We start from the raw sequence: 17,012 nt of genomic DNA, 5'->3' as shown, positions 1-17,012 counted from the left end.
CCGACCCTGTACCCGACTCCGTACCCGACCGGCCTTTGCGCCTGACGTACTCCGCTCCGCAGCACGAGGGACCTCCTGATCATGATCGCAGCCGACCACCCCGTGGCGCCGCCCCAGTCCGAGTCGCCGGGCGACGGCGGGGGCAAGCCGCCTGAGAGCCCCCGACAGGTCTTCAGGCGGCGGTTCATCACCGCCACGATCATCGTCCTGCTGATCGGCATCCCGGCGGGCTACCTCCTCGTCTCCGCGGGCCAGAGCCGCCGCTCGGGCAAGGACAAGGAGGCCGAGGCGGCCGCCGTAGGCCTCCGCGAGGGCTGGCCCTCCAAGATGCAGCGCCGGATCTTCGAGATCCCGATCCCCGGCAACGGGATCGGGGTCCAGTACTACGAGACGAACAACTGGAAAGCCAGCCGGATGTACGCCAAGTTCCGGACGACCTCCGCCGGTCTCGACCGCTTCCTGTCCGGCGTCGGCACCGGCCGCGCCGCCCTGGAGCCCGGGAAGGTCAACATCAGCCCCCGGGACACCGCCATCACCGGGTGGTACTTCAGCCCCAACGAGGACTGGGCGAGCGTCACCCACACCAACAAGAAGCCGCGCCCCACCCAGACCATCACGGTCAACATGACCGACCCGGCCAGTCCTGTCGTCTATGTCGTTTCCGCGGCGACCCCCTGACCGGGACCCGGAGGGGCGCTCACTAACCTGGAGCGAGTGAGCGAAGTGAGCGAGACGACCCCGCAGCCCCCGCGCGCCCCCCACCCCGGCGGACCCGCCCCGTACCCCGGCCCCCCGCTCCTGGCGGCTCCGGCCCCGGAGCCCGCGGCCCCGCAGCTGATGGGACCCGGGTTCCCGCAGCCCGTGGCGCCGCCGGCCACCCCCGTACAGCTGCCGGCACCTGCACCGCACCCCCCGGCGGCGGAGCAGGCGCCCGCCCCGCAGCCCCAGCCCCCCTCGCCCCGGCCCTCCAGCCCACGGCCCGCCGCCGAGGCCCCGCGCACCCTCCAGTACCGGTTCGACGGTCCTGAGGACGCCCCGGTCCTGGTGATCGGGCCCTCCCTGGGGACGACGTGGCACATGTGGGATCGCCAGATACCCGAGCTGGCCCAGCACTGGAGGGTCTTCCGCTACGACCTGCCGGGCCACGGCGGCGCCCCCGCCCACGCGGCGCCGTCCGTCGCCGAGCTCGCGGACCGGCTGATCGCCACGCTCGACGGGCTCGGTGTCCAGCGGTTCGGTTACGCGGGCTGCTCGATCGGCGGGGCCGTCGGGGCGGACCTGGCCCTGCGCCACCCGCACCGGGTGGCCTCGCTGGCGCTGGTGGCCTCCTCGCCCCGGTTCGGCACGGCCGACGAGTTCCGGCAGCGGGGGGTGATCGTCCGTACCAACGGCCTGGAGCCGATGGCCCGCACTGCGCCGGAACGCTGGTTCACCCCCGGCTTCGCCGCCGCGCAGCCCGCCATCGTGGAGTGGGCCGTGCAGATGGTCCGCACCACCGACCCCGGCTGCTACATCGCGGCCTGCGAGGCGCTGGCGGCGTTCGACATCCGTGACCACCTGGGCCGGATCGGTGTCCCGACGCTGGTCCTCGTCGGCGCCGAGGACCAGGTCACCGGCCCCGCCGAGGCGCGCACGCTGGTCGCCGGGATACCGGACGCCCGCCTCGCGCTCGTCCCCGGCGCCTCGCACCTGGCCCCGGTCGAGCAGCCCGCCGCCGTCTGCGACCTGCTCCTGACGCACTTCTCCACCGCCTGGCAGGACGCGCCCACCGCCGCCCCCGTACCGCCGCTCGTCCCCGGACCGGCCACGCCGGCCACCCCGTTCGCGCCCCTCGCAGAGATCGCCCCGGCGCCCGACGCGCCCGAGGCCGTGGGCCCGCGGGAGAGCCGCCACGAACGCGGCACGAAGGTGCGCCGCGAGGTGCTGGGGGACGCCCACGTCGACGCCGTGAACGCCTCCACCGACCCGTTCACCGAGGACTTCCAGGAGCTGGTCACCCGGTACGAGTGGGGCGAGGCCTGGAGCCGGGACGGGCTCGACCGCCGTACCCGCAGCTGCGTCACGCTCACCGCGCTCGTCGCCTCCGGCCACCTGGAGGGCCTGGCCGCGCACACCCGCGCCGCCCTGCGCAACGGCCTGACGCCGGCCGAGATCAAGGAGGTTCTCCTCCAGACCGCCGTCTACTGCGGCATCCCGGCGGCCGGCGCCGCCTTCACGATCGCGCAGTCCGTGATCCAGGAGGAAACCACCCCGCCCGCGTAGCAGGATGGAGCCATGAACGCATCGCCTCAGCCACTCACGCTCACCAAGAAGACCCACTCCTGCGTGCGGATCGAGAAGGAGGGGCGCGTCCTGGTCATCGACCCGGGCGGATTCTCCGAGGACGACGCGGCCCTCGGCGCCGACGTCCTCCTGGTCACGCACGAGCACCCGGACCACTTCGACGAGGCCAGGCTGCGGGCGGGCCTGGAGGCGAACCCGGCGGCCGAGATCTGGACCCTGCGCAGCGTCGCCGACCGGCTCTCGGCCGCCTTCCCGGGGCGCGTGCACACGGTGGGCGACGGTGACGCGTTCTCGGCGGCCGGGTTCGACGTCACCGTGCACGGGGAGCTGCACGCGGTGATCCACCCGGACATCCCGAGGATCACCAACGTCGGTTTCCTGGTGGCAGGTTCGGTCTTCCACCCCGGCGACGCGCTCACCGTCCCCGAGCGTCCCGTGGACACCCTGCTGCTGCCCGTGATGGCCCCCTGGAGCAAGATCTCCGAGGTCATCGACTACGTACGCGAGGTGAAGCCGCGCCGCGCGATCGACGTCCACGACGCCCTGCTGACGGACCTCGCGCGGCCGATCTACGACAGCCAGATCGGCGCCCTCGGCGGCGCGGACCACGGTCGGCTGGCCCCGGGCGGCGTCACGGAGCTGTGAGCCCGGCGGCCGCTGTCAGTGGGAGCCGCTAGGTTGGCTGCCATGCGCATCGCGACCTATAACGTCAATTCGATCACCGCCCGGCTGCCGAGGCTCCTGGCCTGGCTGGAGAGCAGCGGCACCGATGTGCTGTGCATCCAGGAGACCAAGTGCACGGCCGAGCAGTTCCCCGCCGAAGCCCTGCGCGAGGCGGGCTACGAATCCGCGGTCAACGCCACCGGCCGGTGGAACGGGGTCGCGCTGCTCTCCCGGGTCGGCCTCACCGATGTCGTCACCGGCCTGCCCGGCGGCCCGGAGTACGAGGGGGTGCAGGAGCCCCGCGCGATCTCCGCGACCTGCGGCCCGCTGCGCCTCTGGTCGGTCTACGTCCCCAACGGCCGGGAGGTCGAGCACGACCACTACGCGTACAAGCTGGCCTGGCTGGAGGCCCTGCGGAAGGCCGTGGCGGCCGACGCGGCGGGAGCCCTGCCATTCGCGGTCCTGGGCGACTTCAACGTGGCCCCGACCGACGAGGACGTCTGGGACCCGGAGCTCTTCGTGGGCGCCACGCATGTGACGCCGGCCGAGCGCGCGGCTCTCGCGGCCCTGGAGGGGGAGGGGCTGGGCGAGGTACTGCCCCGCCCGCTCAAGTACGACCGCGCGTACACCTTCTGGGACTACCGGGAGCTGCGCTTCCCGAAGAACAAGGGCATGCGGATCGACCTGACCTTCGGCAACCCCGCGTTCACCGCCGTGGTCAAGGACAGCTACGTCGACCGCGAGGAGCGCAAGGGCAAGGGCGCGTCCGACCACGCGCCGGTGGTGGTGGACCTGGACCTCTGACGGAGCGGCCAGGGAGCCGCCCAGGCGCAACCCAAGGTTGACACCCTCCGGACTGTCAACCTAAGGTTGACGCATGACGCAGCCACTTCCCGCGACGCCGTCCGTGCGCCTCGACGACTTGATCGAGGCCATCAAGAAGTCCAACCCCGACGCACTGGAGCAGCTCTCCGGCGCGGTCATCGCCGCCGACCACCTCGGGGACGTGGCCGACCACCTCATCGGCCACTTCGTCGACCAGGCACGCCGCTCGGGCGCGTCCTGGACCGACATCGGCCGCAGCATGGGGGTCACCCGCCAGGCCGCCCAGAAGCGCTTCGTCACCAAGAAGGGCGACGAACCGTCCGACCTGGACCCGAGCCAGGGCTTCGGCCGCTTCACCCAGCGGGCCCGGAACATCGTCTTGGCCTCCCATAACGAGGCCAAGGCCGCCGGCCACACCGAAATCGTCCCGGCACACCTGGCGCTCGGTCTCCTCGCCGAGCCCGAATCCATCGCCGCCCGGGTCCTCGCCGGTCAGGGCGTCTCACCGGACGCCCTCCGCGCGGCGGCGAGCCTCGCCCTGCCGACCGCCGCCGACGAGGTGCCGGAGCTGATCCCGTACGACGCGGACGCGCGCAAGGTCCTGGAGCTGACGTTCCGGGAGGCGCTGCGGCTCGGCCACAACTACGTGGGCACGGAGCACATCCTGCTGGCGCTGCTGGAGTTCGAGGACGGCTCGGGCCCGCTGAACGGCCTGGGCCTCACCAGGGAGGCGACGTCGGCGGCCGTCGAGTCCGCGGTGGCCGAAGCGGCGGCCGCTCTGTGGCAGCAGAGCTCCTGACGGCCTGTTCGGCGCGCGGCTCAGTGCACCGAGAACCCGCCGTCGACGAAGAGTGCCTGCCCGGTGACGTACGAGGAGGAGGGCCCGGCCAGGAACACCGCGGCTCCCGCGAAGTCCTCCGCCAGCCCGTTGCGCCCGACGAAGGTACGGGCGGCGAGCGAGGCGACCTTCTCCGGATCGGAGGAGAGTCGCTCGTTGAGTGGGGTCAGCACGAACCCCGGGACCAGGGTGTTCACGGTGACACCGTACGGGGACCACGCCTCGGCCTGGGACCGGGCGAGCGACTCGAGACCGCCCTTGGACACCCCGTACGCACCGCTGTTCACGAAGGCACGGTGGGCCTGCTGCGAGGTGACATGGATGATCCGCCCGTACCCCCGCTCGGCCATCCCGGGCCCGAACCGCTGCCCCAGCAGGAACGGTGCCTTGAGGTTCACGGCCATGGTGGTGTCCCACACGTCCTCACCGAGGTCGTCCATGGGCGGCCGCAGGTTGATCCCGGCACAGTTGACGAGGATGTCCGGTTCCCCAAACGCGGCCACCACCCCATCGGCGGCGCCCCGCACCCCCTCACCGGTCCCCAGATCAGCACTGACCCAGGCGGCCCGGCACCCTTCGCCCTCCAACTCCCCGACGGTGGCCTTCAGCTCGGCCTCCCGCCGAGCCACCACGACGACCTCGGCCCCCGCCCGGGCCAGCGCCCCGGCGATGGCCCGCCCGATCCCGGAACTGCCTCCGGTCACGATGGCGACCTTGCCGGCCAGCGAAAACAGCTCCGACACATACGTCTGCGCACTCATGCCCGAACCCTAGGTCACCATCCTCCAGGCCTCGCGGACTACGACCGCAGCTGCTTCAGAAAGCGAACCACACCCTCCAGCGCACCGAGAAACTCTGCCGCATCCATGGTGCACTTCTCGAACTGCCCGTACAGGTCCCCGATCTCGACCCGCTCCGGCTCACTCCGCCTCACGATCTCACTGGGGGAACCCAGTGTGTGGAGGGAGTGTCTCATCAACGGCTCCGGCCCGTAGTCGGTGGTGACGCCGGGTAGCGGTCAGGGTAGGAGGATGCGGTGCCGGAGGAGGTCGAATGTGTCGCGTCATCGGCCGGAGATTCCTTGCGTCCTTTCGGGTGGTTTGCGGGCTCTCCGCAGACCAGGCAGCAGGGTGCCTGAAGGATTCCTTGCGGGTCGTGCCCTACGGCCCGGGGAAGGATGGTGCGCATCGATGAGTGCGACACGACGAAACGTTCTGGGTGCCGCTCTGGCCGCGCCCTTGCTGGCGCAGTTCGCCGGGACGGCGTCCGCGGCGGATGAGAAGTACGGCACGGTCTCCGACGGCTGGGTCGAGGTCCGGTGGTCCCATCCGGTCCAGGCGGAGCTGGACCGGATGGGAGCGGTGGTCGAGGCCGTGGCCCCTGCCGAGATGGTCAAGTCCTCCGGTGGTCCGGCGGTGCGGTTCCCCGTGCGCTCCGGCAAAGGCGACCCCTCGCTGACGAAGCTGCCGAAGGCCAAGGGCAACGGTGCTCTCGACGGCGGAGTCTCGGTGCGGTCGCCGCTGGGCAACGTTCTGCTCACCGACCTGGAGGGCGCTCTGAAGGACGAACTGGCGTCGGGCAAGTGCAAGGTCAACGGCCTCGCTGTCGAACACACCTCGGCCCTCCGGTGCGGGGCGGAGAAGGGGAAACTGTCCACCGACAAGGTTCCGGTGGGCCAGCCGCTGAAGGTTCGGCTCAGTGAGGTGCCGCTGTACGCCACCGCCGAAATGCTCGAGGCATACACCGCGACGTTCGGCACGTCCACGTTCAGCGAAGACACGGTGCTGGGGTATGTGACCGTAACCGGCACGTACACTCCGCCGAAGCCGTGAGGTAAGCCTGGGCCCGGGCTCAGGACGCCCGGGTCCGGGCTCAGGGGGGCTTAAGCCGGCTTTGCTGAGCGGACTGGCTCTGTTGGCCGGGTGGGTCCGGGGAGAGTGCCGCCGAAGCGGCGTTGGCGGCCGGCGTAGATGGTGACCGCTTCCCGTAGCTGTTCCAGGCCGAAGCTGGGCCAGGGAGTGGGGTCGAAGACCATCTCGGCATAGGCCAGATGCCAGGGCAGGAAGTTGCTGATCCGCTGTTCACCGGAGGTGCGGATCAGCAGATCAACGTCCGGAAGGCCGGGTGCGTACATGTGCCGGTCCAGGTCGGCGGGGCCGATGTCCGCGGGCCGGATCGCTCCGGTGGCCGCTTCGGCGGCCAGTGCGCGGGCGGCCTCGACCAGTTCTTCGCGGCCGCCGTAGTCGACGCAGACGGTCAGCGTCAGCGTCTCGTTGTTCGACGTCATGCTCTCTACCAGGGTCAGTGCGGAGGCCAGCGACGGATCGATGCGGTCACGCCGCCCGCACCAGCGCACCCGCACCCCCAGGTCGTGCAGCCACTCCCCACCTCCGCGGGCCATCGCATCGCTCATGATCTCGAACAAAGCATCCAGTTCGTCCTGGGAACGGGTCCAGTTCTCGGTGGAGAACGCGTAAAAGGTCAGGTGCCGCACTCCCAGCCGCAGTGCGGCGTTGACCAGGCGCATCGCGGACCACTGACCCGCCTGATGCCCCCAGGAGGCCGGCCGGCCCTGCTCCGAGGCCCATCGGCGGTTGCCGTCCATGATGACCGCGACATGCTCGGGCACCGTGTCCACCCCCGCGTGCGCCCATACGGAGCGGCGGGAGGCTCCGTCGGCAGACACCAGCGGCTCGAGACCTTGAGTGAAGACCCGCTCCTGGCGGAGGGCGACCTCGTCGAACTGCAGATGAGCCCCCAGCACCAGCACGTGCAGGAACGGCTGATACTCGCGCTCCACCATTCCCGTCACCGGCGCCGCCTGCTCCAGCAGGACCTTCCAGCGGCCGAGTTGCATGCGCACCAGTTCCGCCAGCGCCCCGGGACGTTCACCGCGCACAAGATCACTCACCTCCAGTCCCAGCGCCCGCAGATCGCCGCGCGGCAGGTAGCACCGGCCGGCAGCGAGGTCCTCCGGCATATCCTCGAACTGGTCCACCGCCTGGCCCGCCTCGCCCAGCAAAGAGGTCAGCGCCAGCACCTTCGGATCCCTCAGACCTACCAGCGGGGACCACAGCTCGAAGTGCGCACCCGTCACCCCCCTCAGATATCGCCGCTGGTCCTGGAACGTCTCGAAGACGGGGGGACTGACGCAATCGGTCTCCAGGACGCCCAGATGCTCCTCGATCACCGCACGGTCGAGCTCCCACCGCCACACCGTGTCCACGAACGCCCGCAGCACCGGATGCCCGCTGTCCCCCGACCGCAGCCCCTCGCGGACGGCGGAATACCACCGGGCAAGCCGTCGCTCACGCTCTGCCGCGGTTCCGCCCCTGTCGGCGATGGCGTCAGTCCACAGAGCGAAGCCGTTGACAGCATGCATGTGCGGGCGCACCGGAGCGGGCAGCAGTTCACCCGCCCGCCACAGCGGCGCATGGGACTGCCTGGTCACCGTCTCGCACAGCTCGTAGGACTCACGCAACTCGGACGAACCAAACGAAGTCGCACCACTCGTCATGCACAGACCTCCCCTTCAACCACGCTGCCGCCAGCACACCGCACCCGTGCAGCGCGGCCGACGAAACCGCCTCCTCACCGACGATGGGCGGGCGACCCTCCCATCACTAACGAGACGCCGACCGGCTGGTACCGGGCAGCAAAGTGCTGGCGGGCCTGCAAAATCGTCGATTGGACGAGCGACTCGCTCTGCGCCTGGCGGGCCATCAGAGTCCAAGCCGTGCGCCGGGCGCGGCGATGACGACGACCGCTCGAACGAGAGTGGGGGAACAGCCGGGTCCGCTGACATCCCTGCGGTCGGCTGACCCCTGTCGTCCCTTGCTCTGACGAGGCATCTACCTACTCGTGCCACAACGCAGAGTATCTACCGAACAACCTCAGCGTCTTCTGCCAACAAGCGTGCGAGTTCGCCAATGTGAGGCTTCGTCACACCCGGTGGTTTCGGTCACGGACGAAACGGCTGGCCAAGGGGTTCAACCGGGCGAAAGCGGATGTGGTCGGTGGGTGGCCGTCAGGCGGCGGTCAAGGGGTGGCTTCGCACGGTGGCCCCAGGTGGCACCTGTGGCACGTGCGCCGTGAAGCGCCGATTGAGACGACCGACGAGATCACCGCCGAGCTGACCGTGCTCCGGGTATCTGCTCGCGGAAGGTCTGTCGGCAGCCGCGCGTGGGCCGCGTCCGAGATCACCGCGGCGTCCTTCGCGCCGGTCGTGGCCGCCCCGGGGTAGAGGCCGGCGATCTGTCGCATCGCCAGTCCGGGCGGGTAGGCGACCTTGCGGCCCGGGGCATGGGCCACGGTCAGCGGGAGAGCGCCGATGGAAGCGGGCTGGTCCAGGATCACCAGGACGTTGCCGAACTTCGCGGTCAGCTTGTCCAGCTTCGGCTCACTGTCGGGCAGCGGCTTGTCGAAGACCTTCTGTTTGCCGGCGTCGTCGGCCGCGGGACCATCCCCGCGTGCGCGGGGAGCAGCGCTACACCGAATTGGGCGGCCGTTCCAGCTTCCGGGGCGCACGGGCCAAGGCGCGCGGCTGCCGCTCGTCCAGCTGGAGGGCCCGCCGTGGACGCGGAAGGTCCAAACCTGCCCACCAACGGCGTCCGTCCGGCGTCGTCTCGACCCCGACGTCGCAGGCACCGAGGGCAGCAACAGTGCGCATGTGCTCGGCGTCTCGGAGTACCTGATCGTCGTCACCGGGCAGCATGTCCTGCCTGTGGCTGAGTGCCAGAACCATCACCTGGTTCCGTTCCTCGTCGTCGGCCAGGTGAAGCGAGACGCGTCGGCCGCCGTCCTCGGCTGCGGAGCGGAACAGCAACTCGACGACCTTCTGGAGCTGGTCGTCGTTCAGCCGATAACCCCACCGATGGAGCGCCTGCGCAACCTGTCGGCCCGCCCGGGCAGCGGCGGCCGGGCTCGCCGTGAATACCCAGTTCCGAACACTGCGGCCGCGGATCGTGACAGGGACGGGCGGCGGGGCGTCCTGCTGCTCTGGCCGAGGAACCTCTACGGGCCGCTTGGGAGGCGGCGGAGACTTGGGCGGGTAGTCGGGACGGTGTGGCGACACAGCAGCCTCCCGGCGGGAACGGAAGTCCCCATCGTAGGGCGGCGCCGCCAGACCAGAGACCGCTTCGGGCCAACGCTAGAGACATCCGCTCCGGCCGCCCTCTCGGACCTGCGCGTAGTTCCGCGCTGTACGTGCAGGAGACGGGTCCGTTTTGAACGCTGAAGCCCGCCTGTGCAGGTGCTGAGACGTGCGTGGCAGCGGGGAGCTGTTCACCAGAACGCGGGACCGTCCCAAGTGCGTGGGGAGCAGCAATGCCAGGCGGAGACCACCCAGTTCGCGGGACCAGCCCCGCAGGAGCGGAGGTGGGCCGGGGCCGTTGGACGCCGAGCCCGGTGAGGTGCTCTCCGCGCGAGCGGAGGTGAGCCGATGATGGCGCTCGCCTCGCCGTCGATCGCGATTCCTTCACTGCGACGCGCCCCTGCCGCCCAGCACCCTGACAGGAGACCTATCAGCGGGGGGAGGTAGACCGTCAGGCGTTGGCCGGTGTCCGGCTGCGGGTGGGGGAGTCCTGGGCGGTGCGACAGGTGAGGGCTGCGTGGAGGGTGGGCAGGTCGGCGGGGTGTGTCGCGTCGAGGCCGGTGAGCTTGGTGATTCTGCGGAGCCGGTAGAGCACCGTGTTGGGGTGGACGTTGAGGGCTGCGGCGGCGGCGCGCCGGTCCAAGTCGTGGCGCAGGAAGGCGGTCAGCGTGAGCAGAAGGTCGGGATAGGCGTCCAGCGGGTCGAGGAGGCGGGCGACGTGGGCGCGGGCGGGGCCGGGCCGTGAGAGCTGGTACTCAAGGGCGAGGTCTTCCAGCCGGTACAGGCCCGGGGGGCGTGCGGAGGCGGTGGCGATGTGGGCCAGCTCGGTAGCCACGGGGCACATTTCGGCGACATCGCCGAGCAGGGCCGGCACTGCCGCGGCGAGGACGGTGGCGCCTCCAGCGCGCTGGAGGCGGGTCAGGAGCTGGCGGGTGTCGTCCCAGTGAGCCGGGCCGTATTCGACGGGTTCGGTGCTGCTGGGCAGGAGGATCAGGCCGCCGTCGGGGGTCAGCGAGGACAGGGCTGCGCCACGGCTGTACAGGGCGAGTTCCGTGCGCAGGCGGCGGAGTTTGCGCATGGCCGCGGCGTTCGTGTCGATGCCGGGTGTGTGCTCGTCGGCGTGCGGCGCTATAGCCAGGGCGAGGATGAGATAACCGGGAGGGAGGGGGAGGCCCGCCGCCCTGGCCGCCTCCTGGTCGACGCGCCCTTCGAGCAGGGCTGTCAGCATCAGTTGGCGGGCACCGTGCCGTTCACCATCGGTGATCTGCATCTGTTGCAGGTAGCCGGCGGTGACGGCGGTGGTGACGTGCTGCAGGTATTCCAGCAGCAGGCTGTACATCGTGGTGACGGCCGGCAGGTCTTCGGGGCGGGCTGTCGCGGCGACATCGTCGAAGCAGAGACGGGCGCCGAGGAAGTAGGCGGAGACGATCGCTTCTGCCGGCAGCCCTTCCTCCGCCCGACGGGTCGCCGAGCTGGTCAGCAGGGCGAGCTGTTCGGGGCCCAGCATGCGGCCGCTTCTCAGCGCCTGGACGAAGTCGTCGATGCTACGGCGGATCATGCGCGCCACATCACCGGAGAGCTGCTCGGCGGGGAGCTTGCGGTAGACCGGGAGCTCCGCTGTCAGCCGCTGGAGGATGGCGGCCTCCAGCCGGGACGCGGAGCCGATCAGGTGCTCCCGCAGCCCTTCTCCGTTGGTTCCGGCCTGGATGTTGTTGTACGTGGACACAAATCACCTCTCGGAACACTGTTCTCCGGACCGGGTGCACGCGGGGCGCGGGCCAACATGATGTATCGCACCACAAACTTGCCGGCCGGTATACAGGGGCGGGCCATCCCTGGATCCCCGACCTGCGGGCGCGTCCGCGCGCCCCGATGAGTTGAAGGAGCCGCACGTGAACCTCAGTCTGCGAACCACGCTGGCAGCTGCCGTGGCTGCGACAGCCATGGCGACGACCCTCGCAGCCCCGGCCGCCGCCGAGAGCGCCGAGCCCCTCGACTACGTGGCCCTGGGCGACTCGTTCGCCGCCGCCCCCCTCGTACTGCCGGTCGATACCTCGAACCTGCTGTGCCTGCGATCCCTGGCCGACTACCCTCACGTCGCCGCCAAGGCGCTGGGAGCCAGACTCACCGACGCCAGCTGCTCCGGTGCGACCGCCGAGCACCTCACCACCTCCCAGTACCTGGGGACCAAGCCCCAGCTCAAAGCCCTCAGCGAGGACACCGACGTCGTCAGCATCACCATCGGAGGCAACGACACCGGCCTGGTCACCGCCGCCCTGGGATGCCTCAACGTGCTGCCCAAGCCCCTCGGCAGCAGCTGCGCAGCCAGGAACACCAAGGACGGCGTAGACAGCGTGAAGGCGGGAATCGACGCCTGGGCACCGAAGTTCGCCACCGCCCTGAACCAGATCAAGCAGCGCGCCCCGCACGCCAAGGTGTTCGTCATCGGCTACGGCAACTACATCCGCCCCGGCGGCTGCTTCCCCACCCAGCCCATCTGGGACGTCGACGCCACCTACATCCAGGGCGCCACCGACCATCTCAGCGCAGCACTGCGTACCACGGCCCGGCAACACGGTGCGACGTTCGTGGACACCTACTCCCTCGGCATCGGCCACGACGTCTGCGCGGCACCCGCCGACCGGTACATCGAGGGCATCATCCCCGCCCACATCGCCACGCCCCTCCACCCCAATGCCAAGGGTTCCGAGGCCATCGGCAGCGCTCTGGCTTCCTCAGTGCTCTCCGCCATCCGTACCGGCTGAACCCGCGCGTGCGGGCCGAACAGATACGACAAGCTGCCGGCCTCATGCGCAAGCCCTGAGAACGTGCGCGTGTCCCTGCAAGGGTCGGCCGGAAGGTCCCCGCGGCGCCTTCCCACCTTCGTGGGATCAGGGCAGGCTGGGGCCCGCGTCTGAGGGGTGGGCGGCCAGAGGCTCACCACTCCCTGATGTTGCGGACGGCCATCGCGCAGCTCGGTCCCCTTCACGTATGCCAGAACCCCCTTGCTGTGCGCCTGCTTCTTCTCAATCCATAGGACACTGATGAATGACTCAGCACTTATCTCCACCGGCCTGCCGATCGCCCTGGCGATCATCATGTTCGGCCTCGGGCTGTCCCTGACCACCGACGATTTCAGGAGGGTCACCCGGTCACCGAAGGCGGTGGTCGTCGCGCTGGTGCTGCAGGTGCTGGTGCTCCCGCTCGTGGCCTTCGGGCTGATCAAGATGTTCGACCTCGACCCATTGCTCGCCGTCGGTGTGATGCTGCTGGCCGCGTCCCCCGGGGGGACCACGGCCAATCTGTTCAGCCACCTCTTCCGCGGAGACGTTGCCCTCAACGTCACGCTGACCGCGATCAACTCGGTGCTCGCCGCCATCACCATCCCGATCATCACCAACCTGGCCATCGACCATTTCGACGCCCAGGGCGACCTCGGTCTGCAGCTCGGCAAGGTGGTGCAGGTGATCGCCATCGTGCTCATCCCGGTCGCCATCGGTATGGCGGTCCGCCGGCGCTCCGCGGACCTCGCCGCACGCGCCGACCGTCCGGTCCGGATCTTCTCCATCGTCGTGCTGGTGATCGTTTCGGTTGGTGCCCTGCTGGGTGAGCGGGAGAACCTGGCCGACTACATGCAGCAGGTCGGGCTGGTGACCGGCATCTTCTGTCTCGCGAGCCTCACCCTTGGCTACTCCGGTGCCCGGCTGCTCCGCCTCGACAAACCCCAGGCGATAGCGAGCTCCATGGAAGTCGGAATCCACAACACGACCGTGGCACTCACCATCGCGCTCAGCGTTCTGGACAGCACCGAGGTCGCGATCCCCATCGCCGTCTACTCGGTCCTCATGTACATCTTCGCGACAGCCTTCGGTTACGCGGTGTCCCGGCCGCACCGGAGCGCCGAGAAGAATCTGCACCAACCAACCGGATGACCACGTGGGCGTCTTCGGACGAGCCGCTGGACTCAGTGCTCGCCAGAGGCGGGTTCGTAGGCAGTTCTACGAGCAGCCGAGTGCGGGGGGAGGGCTGGAGCCCTAGGTGTAACTACCCGTGCGGTTGGGGAGGTTGGGGACGCGGTCGGCGGGTGGTTTGCCTGCGAGCACGGTGTGTCCGCCGTGGTCGGTGGTGATTGTAGGTGTGCGGCCACTTCGGGAACGCGTCGTGTCGTTCCTGCTCTGAGCGGTAGGGCTTCGCGTGGGCCCACTCGTCCAGGAGGGTGCGGTTGAGGCGTTCGACCTGGGCCGGTTGGGCAGCAGGTCGAGTTGGTGCTCCGCCGCCCCGAACGCAAGCTGCTCGGCCGGCCGGTCACCGACGCCCCGGCCGCGGACACCCTTCTCCTTCACTGCGCGCACGGCTGGGAACATCCCGGCGGAGCCACTTTCACCTCCCTGCCGCGGCTGGAGCAGGCCACCAGCTGCAGCGCAACGGACCTCCGCGACGCCCTGCACGGCCTCGCAACCGCAGGTGAGGTCCAGCTGCACCACGGCGTATCGGTGAGAGCGGCGGACCTGCCCGTGCGTGTCGGCTTCGTACCCGTCGTGGATTGGCCACGCGTCAACATGCACCGGCACCAGGGTGTGGAGCGCCACCTGGTGCAGTTCTGGCCGCCAGCATGTGAACGCCAGGGGGAGGGGGCCGGCAGGCCGACCCCCTCCTGCAGGACAGCTCAGGCACCCACCCATGAGGTGATTCTGGCGATGAATCCGTCCTCCGGGCCGTCGATGATCCGGTTCTTGGTCATGAACTGGCCCAGCAGGATGCCCGCGTCCTCACAGCAGTGGCTCGGCCGGCCGCCGCGCCCGCGGCCACATGTCGTTCTGACCGTGGCTCCCCGGCCCACGACTGCGGTAGAAGGCACCAGTGTCGGGAGGCACCTTCGTCCTGCCCTACGCTCCCCGCGCTACCAGGCGAACGCCTCCGGCGAGGGCCCCGGGGGCCCGCGCTGAGCGGCATAGCCGTCATGGCGGGGATGGGGAGCAATAGGGATCGGACGGTTCGTCGGCCTGTATACCGCAGGCGCAATGCCTTGACGTGCCCTTGTCGATCTGCCTTCATGGGAGCGCTCCCACATTTGCGTCGAGCGTCACGTCACCCGGCACCTACTTCCTGGAGTCGCAGTGAGACCAGCAACGAGTACGGCACGTCACAGGCAGAGCCCCTTGAACGTCCTGGTGAGAAGTCTGGCCGCCGCTCTCTGCGTCGTTCTGCTGGGCGCGCTTGGCCCCGCCGCTGCGCAGGCCCGGCCCGCCGCGGCGGAAGCCGCGGTCACTGGCCTGCACGTCAGCAACGGCCGCCTGCTGGAGGCCAACGGCAACGACTTTGTCATGCGCGGCGTCAACCACGCGCACACCTGGTACCCCGGCGAGACGCAGTCGCTGGCCGACATCAAGGCCTTGGGTGCCAACGCCGTACGCGTCGTTCTCTCCGACGGGCACCGCTGGACGAGGAACGGCCCCGACGAAGTCGCGGGCATCGTCGACGACTGCAAGAGCAACCGGCTGATCTGCGTCCTGGAGGTGCACGACACCACCGGATACGGCGAGGACGCTGCGGCAGGCACCCTCGACCACGCCGCCGACTACTGGATCAGTCTCAGGGACGTACTCGCGGGCGAAGAGGACTACGTCATCATCAATATCGGCAACGAGCCCTGGGGCAACACCGACCCCGCCGGCTGGACAGCGCCGACGACCGCCGCCGTCCAGAAGCTGCGCGGCGCGGGGTTCGCTCACACGATCATGGTGGACGCGCCCAATTGGGGTCAGGACTGGCAGGGTGTCATGCGCGCCAACGCCCAGACCGTGTACGACGCCGACACCACGGGCAACCTGATCTTCTCGATCCACATGTATAGCGTCTACAGCACGCCTCAGGCGATCACCGACTACCTGCAAGCCTTCGTCGACGCCCGGCTGCCCCTTGTCGTAGGTGAGTTCGGTGGACCCGCCGATCAGTGGGGGGACCCTGACGAGGACACCATGATGGCCACCGCCGAGGCACTCGACCTCGGCTACCTGGCGTGGTCCTGGAGCGGCAACACCGACCCGGTCCTCGATCTGGCCATCGACTTCGATCCCGGCCGTCTGAGCTCCTGGGGTGAGCGCATCTTCCACGGACCCAACGGCATCGCCCAGACTTCCCGGGAGGCCACTGTCTTCGGCGGTGGCGGAAATCCGGACGACACGGAGGCCCCGACGGCCCCCGGCGCTCCGGTCGCCTCCATGGTGACGGCGGCCTCAGTCACCTTCACCTGGCCCGCAGCATCGGACAACGTTGCTGTCGTCGGTTACGACGTCGTCCGGGTGAGCGGCAGCGTCGAGACCACAGCCGTCTCGTCCGCCACCACCAGTGCCACTGTGACGGGGCTTGCCGCGGACACCGTGTACACATTCGCGGTGTACGCCCGTGACGCGGTCGGCAATCGCTCTGCCCGTTCCGCCACGGTGAACGTCACCACGGACAAGAGCGGGCCCACGCCGGGCGTGGGCTGCTCCGTCGGCTACCGGGTGGTCGGCGAATGGCCCGGCGGGTTCCAAGGTGAGATCACCATCCGTAACACCGGCACCACCGCCATCAACGGCTGGAACCTCGCCTTCGTCTTCGTCAACGGCCAGAAGCTCTCCAACGTATGGGGCGGGACCGCCACGCAGAGCGGCTCGACGGTCAGCGTCGCTCCCGCCGGATACACGGCGGTGATCACAGCGAACGAATCCATCATGCTCGGCTTCACCGGCACCAGGAGCACCACCAATACAGCGCCGACGGCCTTCACCCTCAACGGCAACACCTGCACGACGGCCTGACAACGGCCGGTCCGCCGGCTGGCGGGGAACCCCGCCCCTGCCGGCCGCGGGCCTTCCTCCGTTCCCGGGCCTCCACCGCTCGGGATGACTACGCGGCCCCCCACAGCCTGGGATGACGTCGTGGGTGCCCTCCAGAGGGAGGCCGTTGGGCCGCAGGTGACCGAGGTCGCCCGCTCGGGGTCGGTGGGAGCCCCCGCTGGGCTGAGTGAAGAAGGCCCGGTCCTGCGTGGCATGTGGACGGTCACCGTCGTCGTCGGCGCCGAGTGGCCTGCCGTCGCCCACTGCGACGAAAGCACTCGGCTCTGTGACCCGTACGGCGACGCCTGGGAGAGTCCTCTGTCGTCACGTCACGGGGAGTACCGAAGCGCGGTCGCCTTCGCGCCGCGCGGCAGCCGGTACGCCGCGGGCCACCTGCGACTGGAAATGGCCGAGTAGGAAGAACCCGCGCTGCCCAGCGCCCGCTCAGAGCGCCGATACCGAAGGGAATCGTGCAGATGAGCCAGGGGTG

General features: G+C 69.8%; 14 protein-coding genes and 1 pseudogene. 10 read left to right on the top strand and 5 right to left on the bottom strand.

Features of this window, described 5'->3' with window-relative positions; genetic code table 11:
- Positions 1–81 precede the first annotated feature (81 nt).
- The 5 genes from AMK21_RS25665 (at position 82) to AMK21_RS25645 (ending at position 4,570) form a co-directional block, all read left to right on the top strand.
- Positions 82–678, top strand: a complete 597-nt coding sequence (locus tag AMK21_RS25665) for a hypothetical protein (protein WP_073881550.1) — start codon at positions 82–84, stop codon at positions 676–678.
- Between the two features lie 45 nt (positions 679–723).
- On the top strand, positions 724–2,262 hold the full coding sequence (locus AMK21_RS25660; protein WP_073881549.1) for an alpha/beta fold hydrolase: 1,539 nt from the start codon (positions 724–726) through the stop codon (positions 2,260–2,262).
- A 12-nt stretch (positions 2,263–2,274) separates the two neighbouring features.
- Positions 2,275–2,928, top strand: coding sequence for an MBL fold metallo-hydrolase (locus AMK21_RS25655; RefSeq protein WP_073881548.1), 654 nt, complete (start codon positions 2,275–2,277; stop codon positions 2,926–2,928).
- 42 nt (positions 2,929–2,970) lie between these two features.
- Positions 2,971–3,750, top strand: a complete 780-nt coding sequence (locus tag AMK21_RS25650) for an exodeoxyribonuclease III (protein ID WP_073881547.1) — start codon at positions 2,971–2,973, stop codon at positions 3,748–3,750.
- A 73-nt stretch (positions 3,751–3,823) separates the two neighbouring features.
- Positions 3,824–4,570, top strand: a complete 747-nt coding sequence (locus AMK21_RS25645; RefSeq protein ID WP_073881546.1) for a Clp protease N-terminal domain-containing protein — start codon at positions 3,824–3,826, stop codon at positions 4,568–4,570.
- 20 nt (positions 4,571–4,590) lie between these two features.
- Here AMK21_RS25645 and AMK21_RS25640 read toward each other — a convergent pair whose 3' ends face one another.
- Positions 4,591–5,370: an SDR family NAD(P)-dependent oxidoreductase gene (locus AMK21_RS25640; protein ID WP_073881545.1), complete on the bottom strand. Its 780-nt coding sequence runs from the start codon at positions 5,368–5,370 to the stop codon at positions 4,591–4,593.
- A 429-nt stretch (positions 5,371–5,799) separates the two neighbouring features.
- On the opposite strand from AMK21_RS25640, the gene AMK21_RS25635 reads away from it, so the two are divergent.
- Positions 5,800–6,441, top strand: a complete 642-nt coding sequence (locus AMK21_RS25635; protein ID WP_073881544.1) for a hypothetical protein — start codon at positions 5,800–5,802, stop codon at positions 6,439–6,441.
- A gap of 50 nt (positions 6,442–6,491) precedes the next feature.
- On the opposite strand, the gene uppS is transcribed toward AMK21_RS25635, so the two are convergent.
- The 3 genes and pseudogenes from uppS to AMK21_RS25615 form a co-directional block, all read right to left on the bottom strand.
- Entirely contained in the window at positions 6,492–8,126 is a 1,635-nt protein-coding gene (uppS, locus tag AMK21_RS25630) for a polyprenyl diphosphate synthase (RefSeq protein WP_073881543.1), read from the bottom strand.
- A gap of 662 nt (positions 8,127–8,788) precedes the next feature.
- Positions 8,789–9,106: pseudogene (locus AMK21_RS25625) on the bottom strand (IS110 family transposase); the annotation flags it as partial.
- A gap of 1,046 nt (positions 9,107–10,152) precedes the next feature.
- Positions 10,153–11,427, bottom strand: coding sequence for a PucR family transcriptional regulator (locus tag AMK21_RS25615; protein WP_079181254.1), 1,275 nt, complete (start codon positions 11,425–11,427; stop codon positions 10,153–10,155).
- A 166-nt stretch (positions 11,428–11,593) separates the two neighbouring features.
- Between AMK21_RS25615 and AMK21_RS25610 the strand changes: the two genes are divergently transcribed.
- Together AMK21_RS25610 and AMK21_RS25605 are read left to right on the top strand one after the other, a co-directional pair.
- Entirely contained in the window at positions 11,594–12,466 is an 873-nt protein-coding gene (locus AMK21_RS25610; protein ID WP_199863286.1) for an SGNH/GDSL hydrolase family protein, read from the top strand.
- Between the two features lie 279 nt (positions 12,467–12,745).
- Positions 12,746–13,633 carry a bile acid:sodium symporter family protein gene (locus AMK21_RS25605; RefSeq protein ID WP_073881541.1) on the top strand — a complete coding sequence of 296 codons (888 nt, stop codon included), beginning with the start codon at positions 12,746–12,748 and terminating at the stop codon, positions 13,631–13,633.
- A gap of 112 nt (positions 13,634–13,745) precedes the next feature.
- Here the strand turns inward: AMK21_RS25605 and AMK21_RS25600 are convergent, their stop codons facing one another.
- Positions 13,746–13,913, bottom strand: a complete 168-nt coding sequence (locus AMK21_RS25600; RefSeq protein ID WP_420712523.1) for a hypothetical protein — start codon at positions 13,911–13,913, stop codon at positions 13,746–13,748.
- A gap of 905 nt (positions 13,914–14,818) precedes the next feature.
- On the opposite strand from AMK21_RS25600, the gene AMK21_RS25595 reads away from it, so the two are divergent.
- A complete protein-coding gene (locus AMK21_RS25595) occupies positions 14,819–16,504 on the top strand; it encodes a cellulase family glycosylhydrolase (RefSeq protein WP_073881540.1) in 1,686 nt (561 codons plus the stop codon).
- A 120-nt stretch (positions 16,505–16,624) separates the two neighbouring features.
- A complete protein-coding gene (locus AMK21_RS25590; protein WP_073881539.1) occupies positions 16,625–16,939 on the top strand; it encodes a hypothetical protein in 315 nt (104 codons plus the stop codon).
- Positions 16,940–17,012: the final 73 nt, after the last annotated feature.

Source organism: Streptomyces sp. CB00316, assembly GCF_001905595.1.
Classification (GTDB): Bacteria; Actinomycetota; Actinomycetes; order Streptomycetales; family Streptomycetaceae; genus Streptomyces.
This window is presented reverse-complemented; position numbering and strand designations above follow the sequence as displayed.

Bases quoted from the DNA above. Each gene is read 5' to 3' on its own strand.
- AMK21_RS25655 (WP_073881548.1), top strand. From the start codon at position 2,275: ATGAACGCATCGCCTCAGCCACTCACGCTCACCAAGAAGACCCACTCC.
- AMK21_RS25605 (WP_073881541.1), top strand. From the start codon at position 12,746: ATGAATGACTCAGCACTTATCTCCACCGGCCTGCCGATCGCCCTGGCG.
- AMK21_RS25650 (WP_073881547.1), top strand. From the start codon at position 2,971: ATGCGCATCGCGACCTATAACGTCAATTCGATCACCGCCCGGCTGCCG.
- AMK21_RS25640 (WP_073881545.1), bottom strand. From the start codon at position 5,370: ATGAGTGCGCAGACGTATGTGTCGGAGCTGTTTTCGCTGGCCGGCAAG.
- uppS (WP_073881543.1), bottom strand. From the start codon at position 8,126: ATGACGAGTGGTGCGACTTCGTTTGGTTCGTCCGAGTTGCGTGAGTCC.
- AMK21_RS25645 (WP_073881546.1), top strand. From the start codon at position 3,824: ATGACGCAGCCACTTCCCGCGACGCCGTCCGTGCGCCTCGACGACTTG.
- AMK21_RS25635 (WP_073881544.1), top strand. From the start codon at position 5,800: ATGAGTGCGACACGACGAAACGTTCTGGGTGCCGCTCTGGCCGCGCCC.
- AMK21_RS25665 (WP_073881550.1), top strand. From the start codon at position 82: ATGATCGCAGCCGACCACCCCGTGGCGCCGCCCCAGTCCGAGTCGCCG.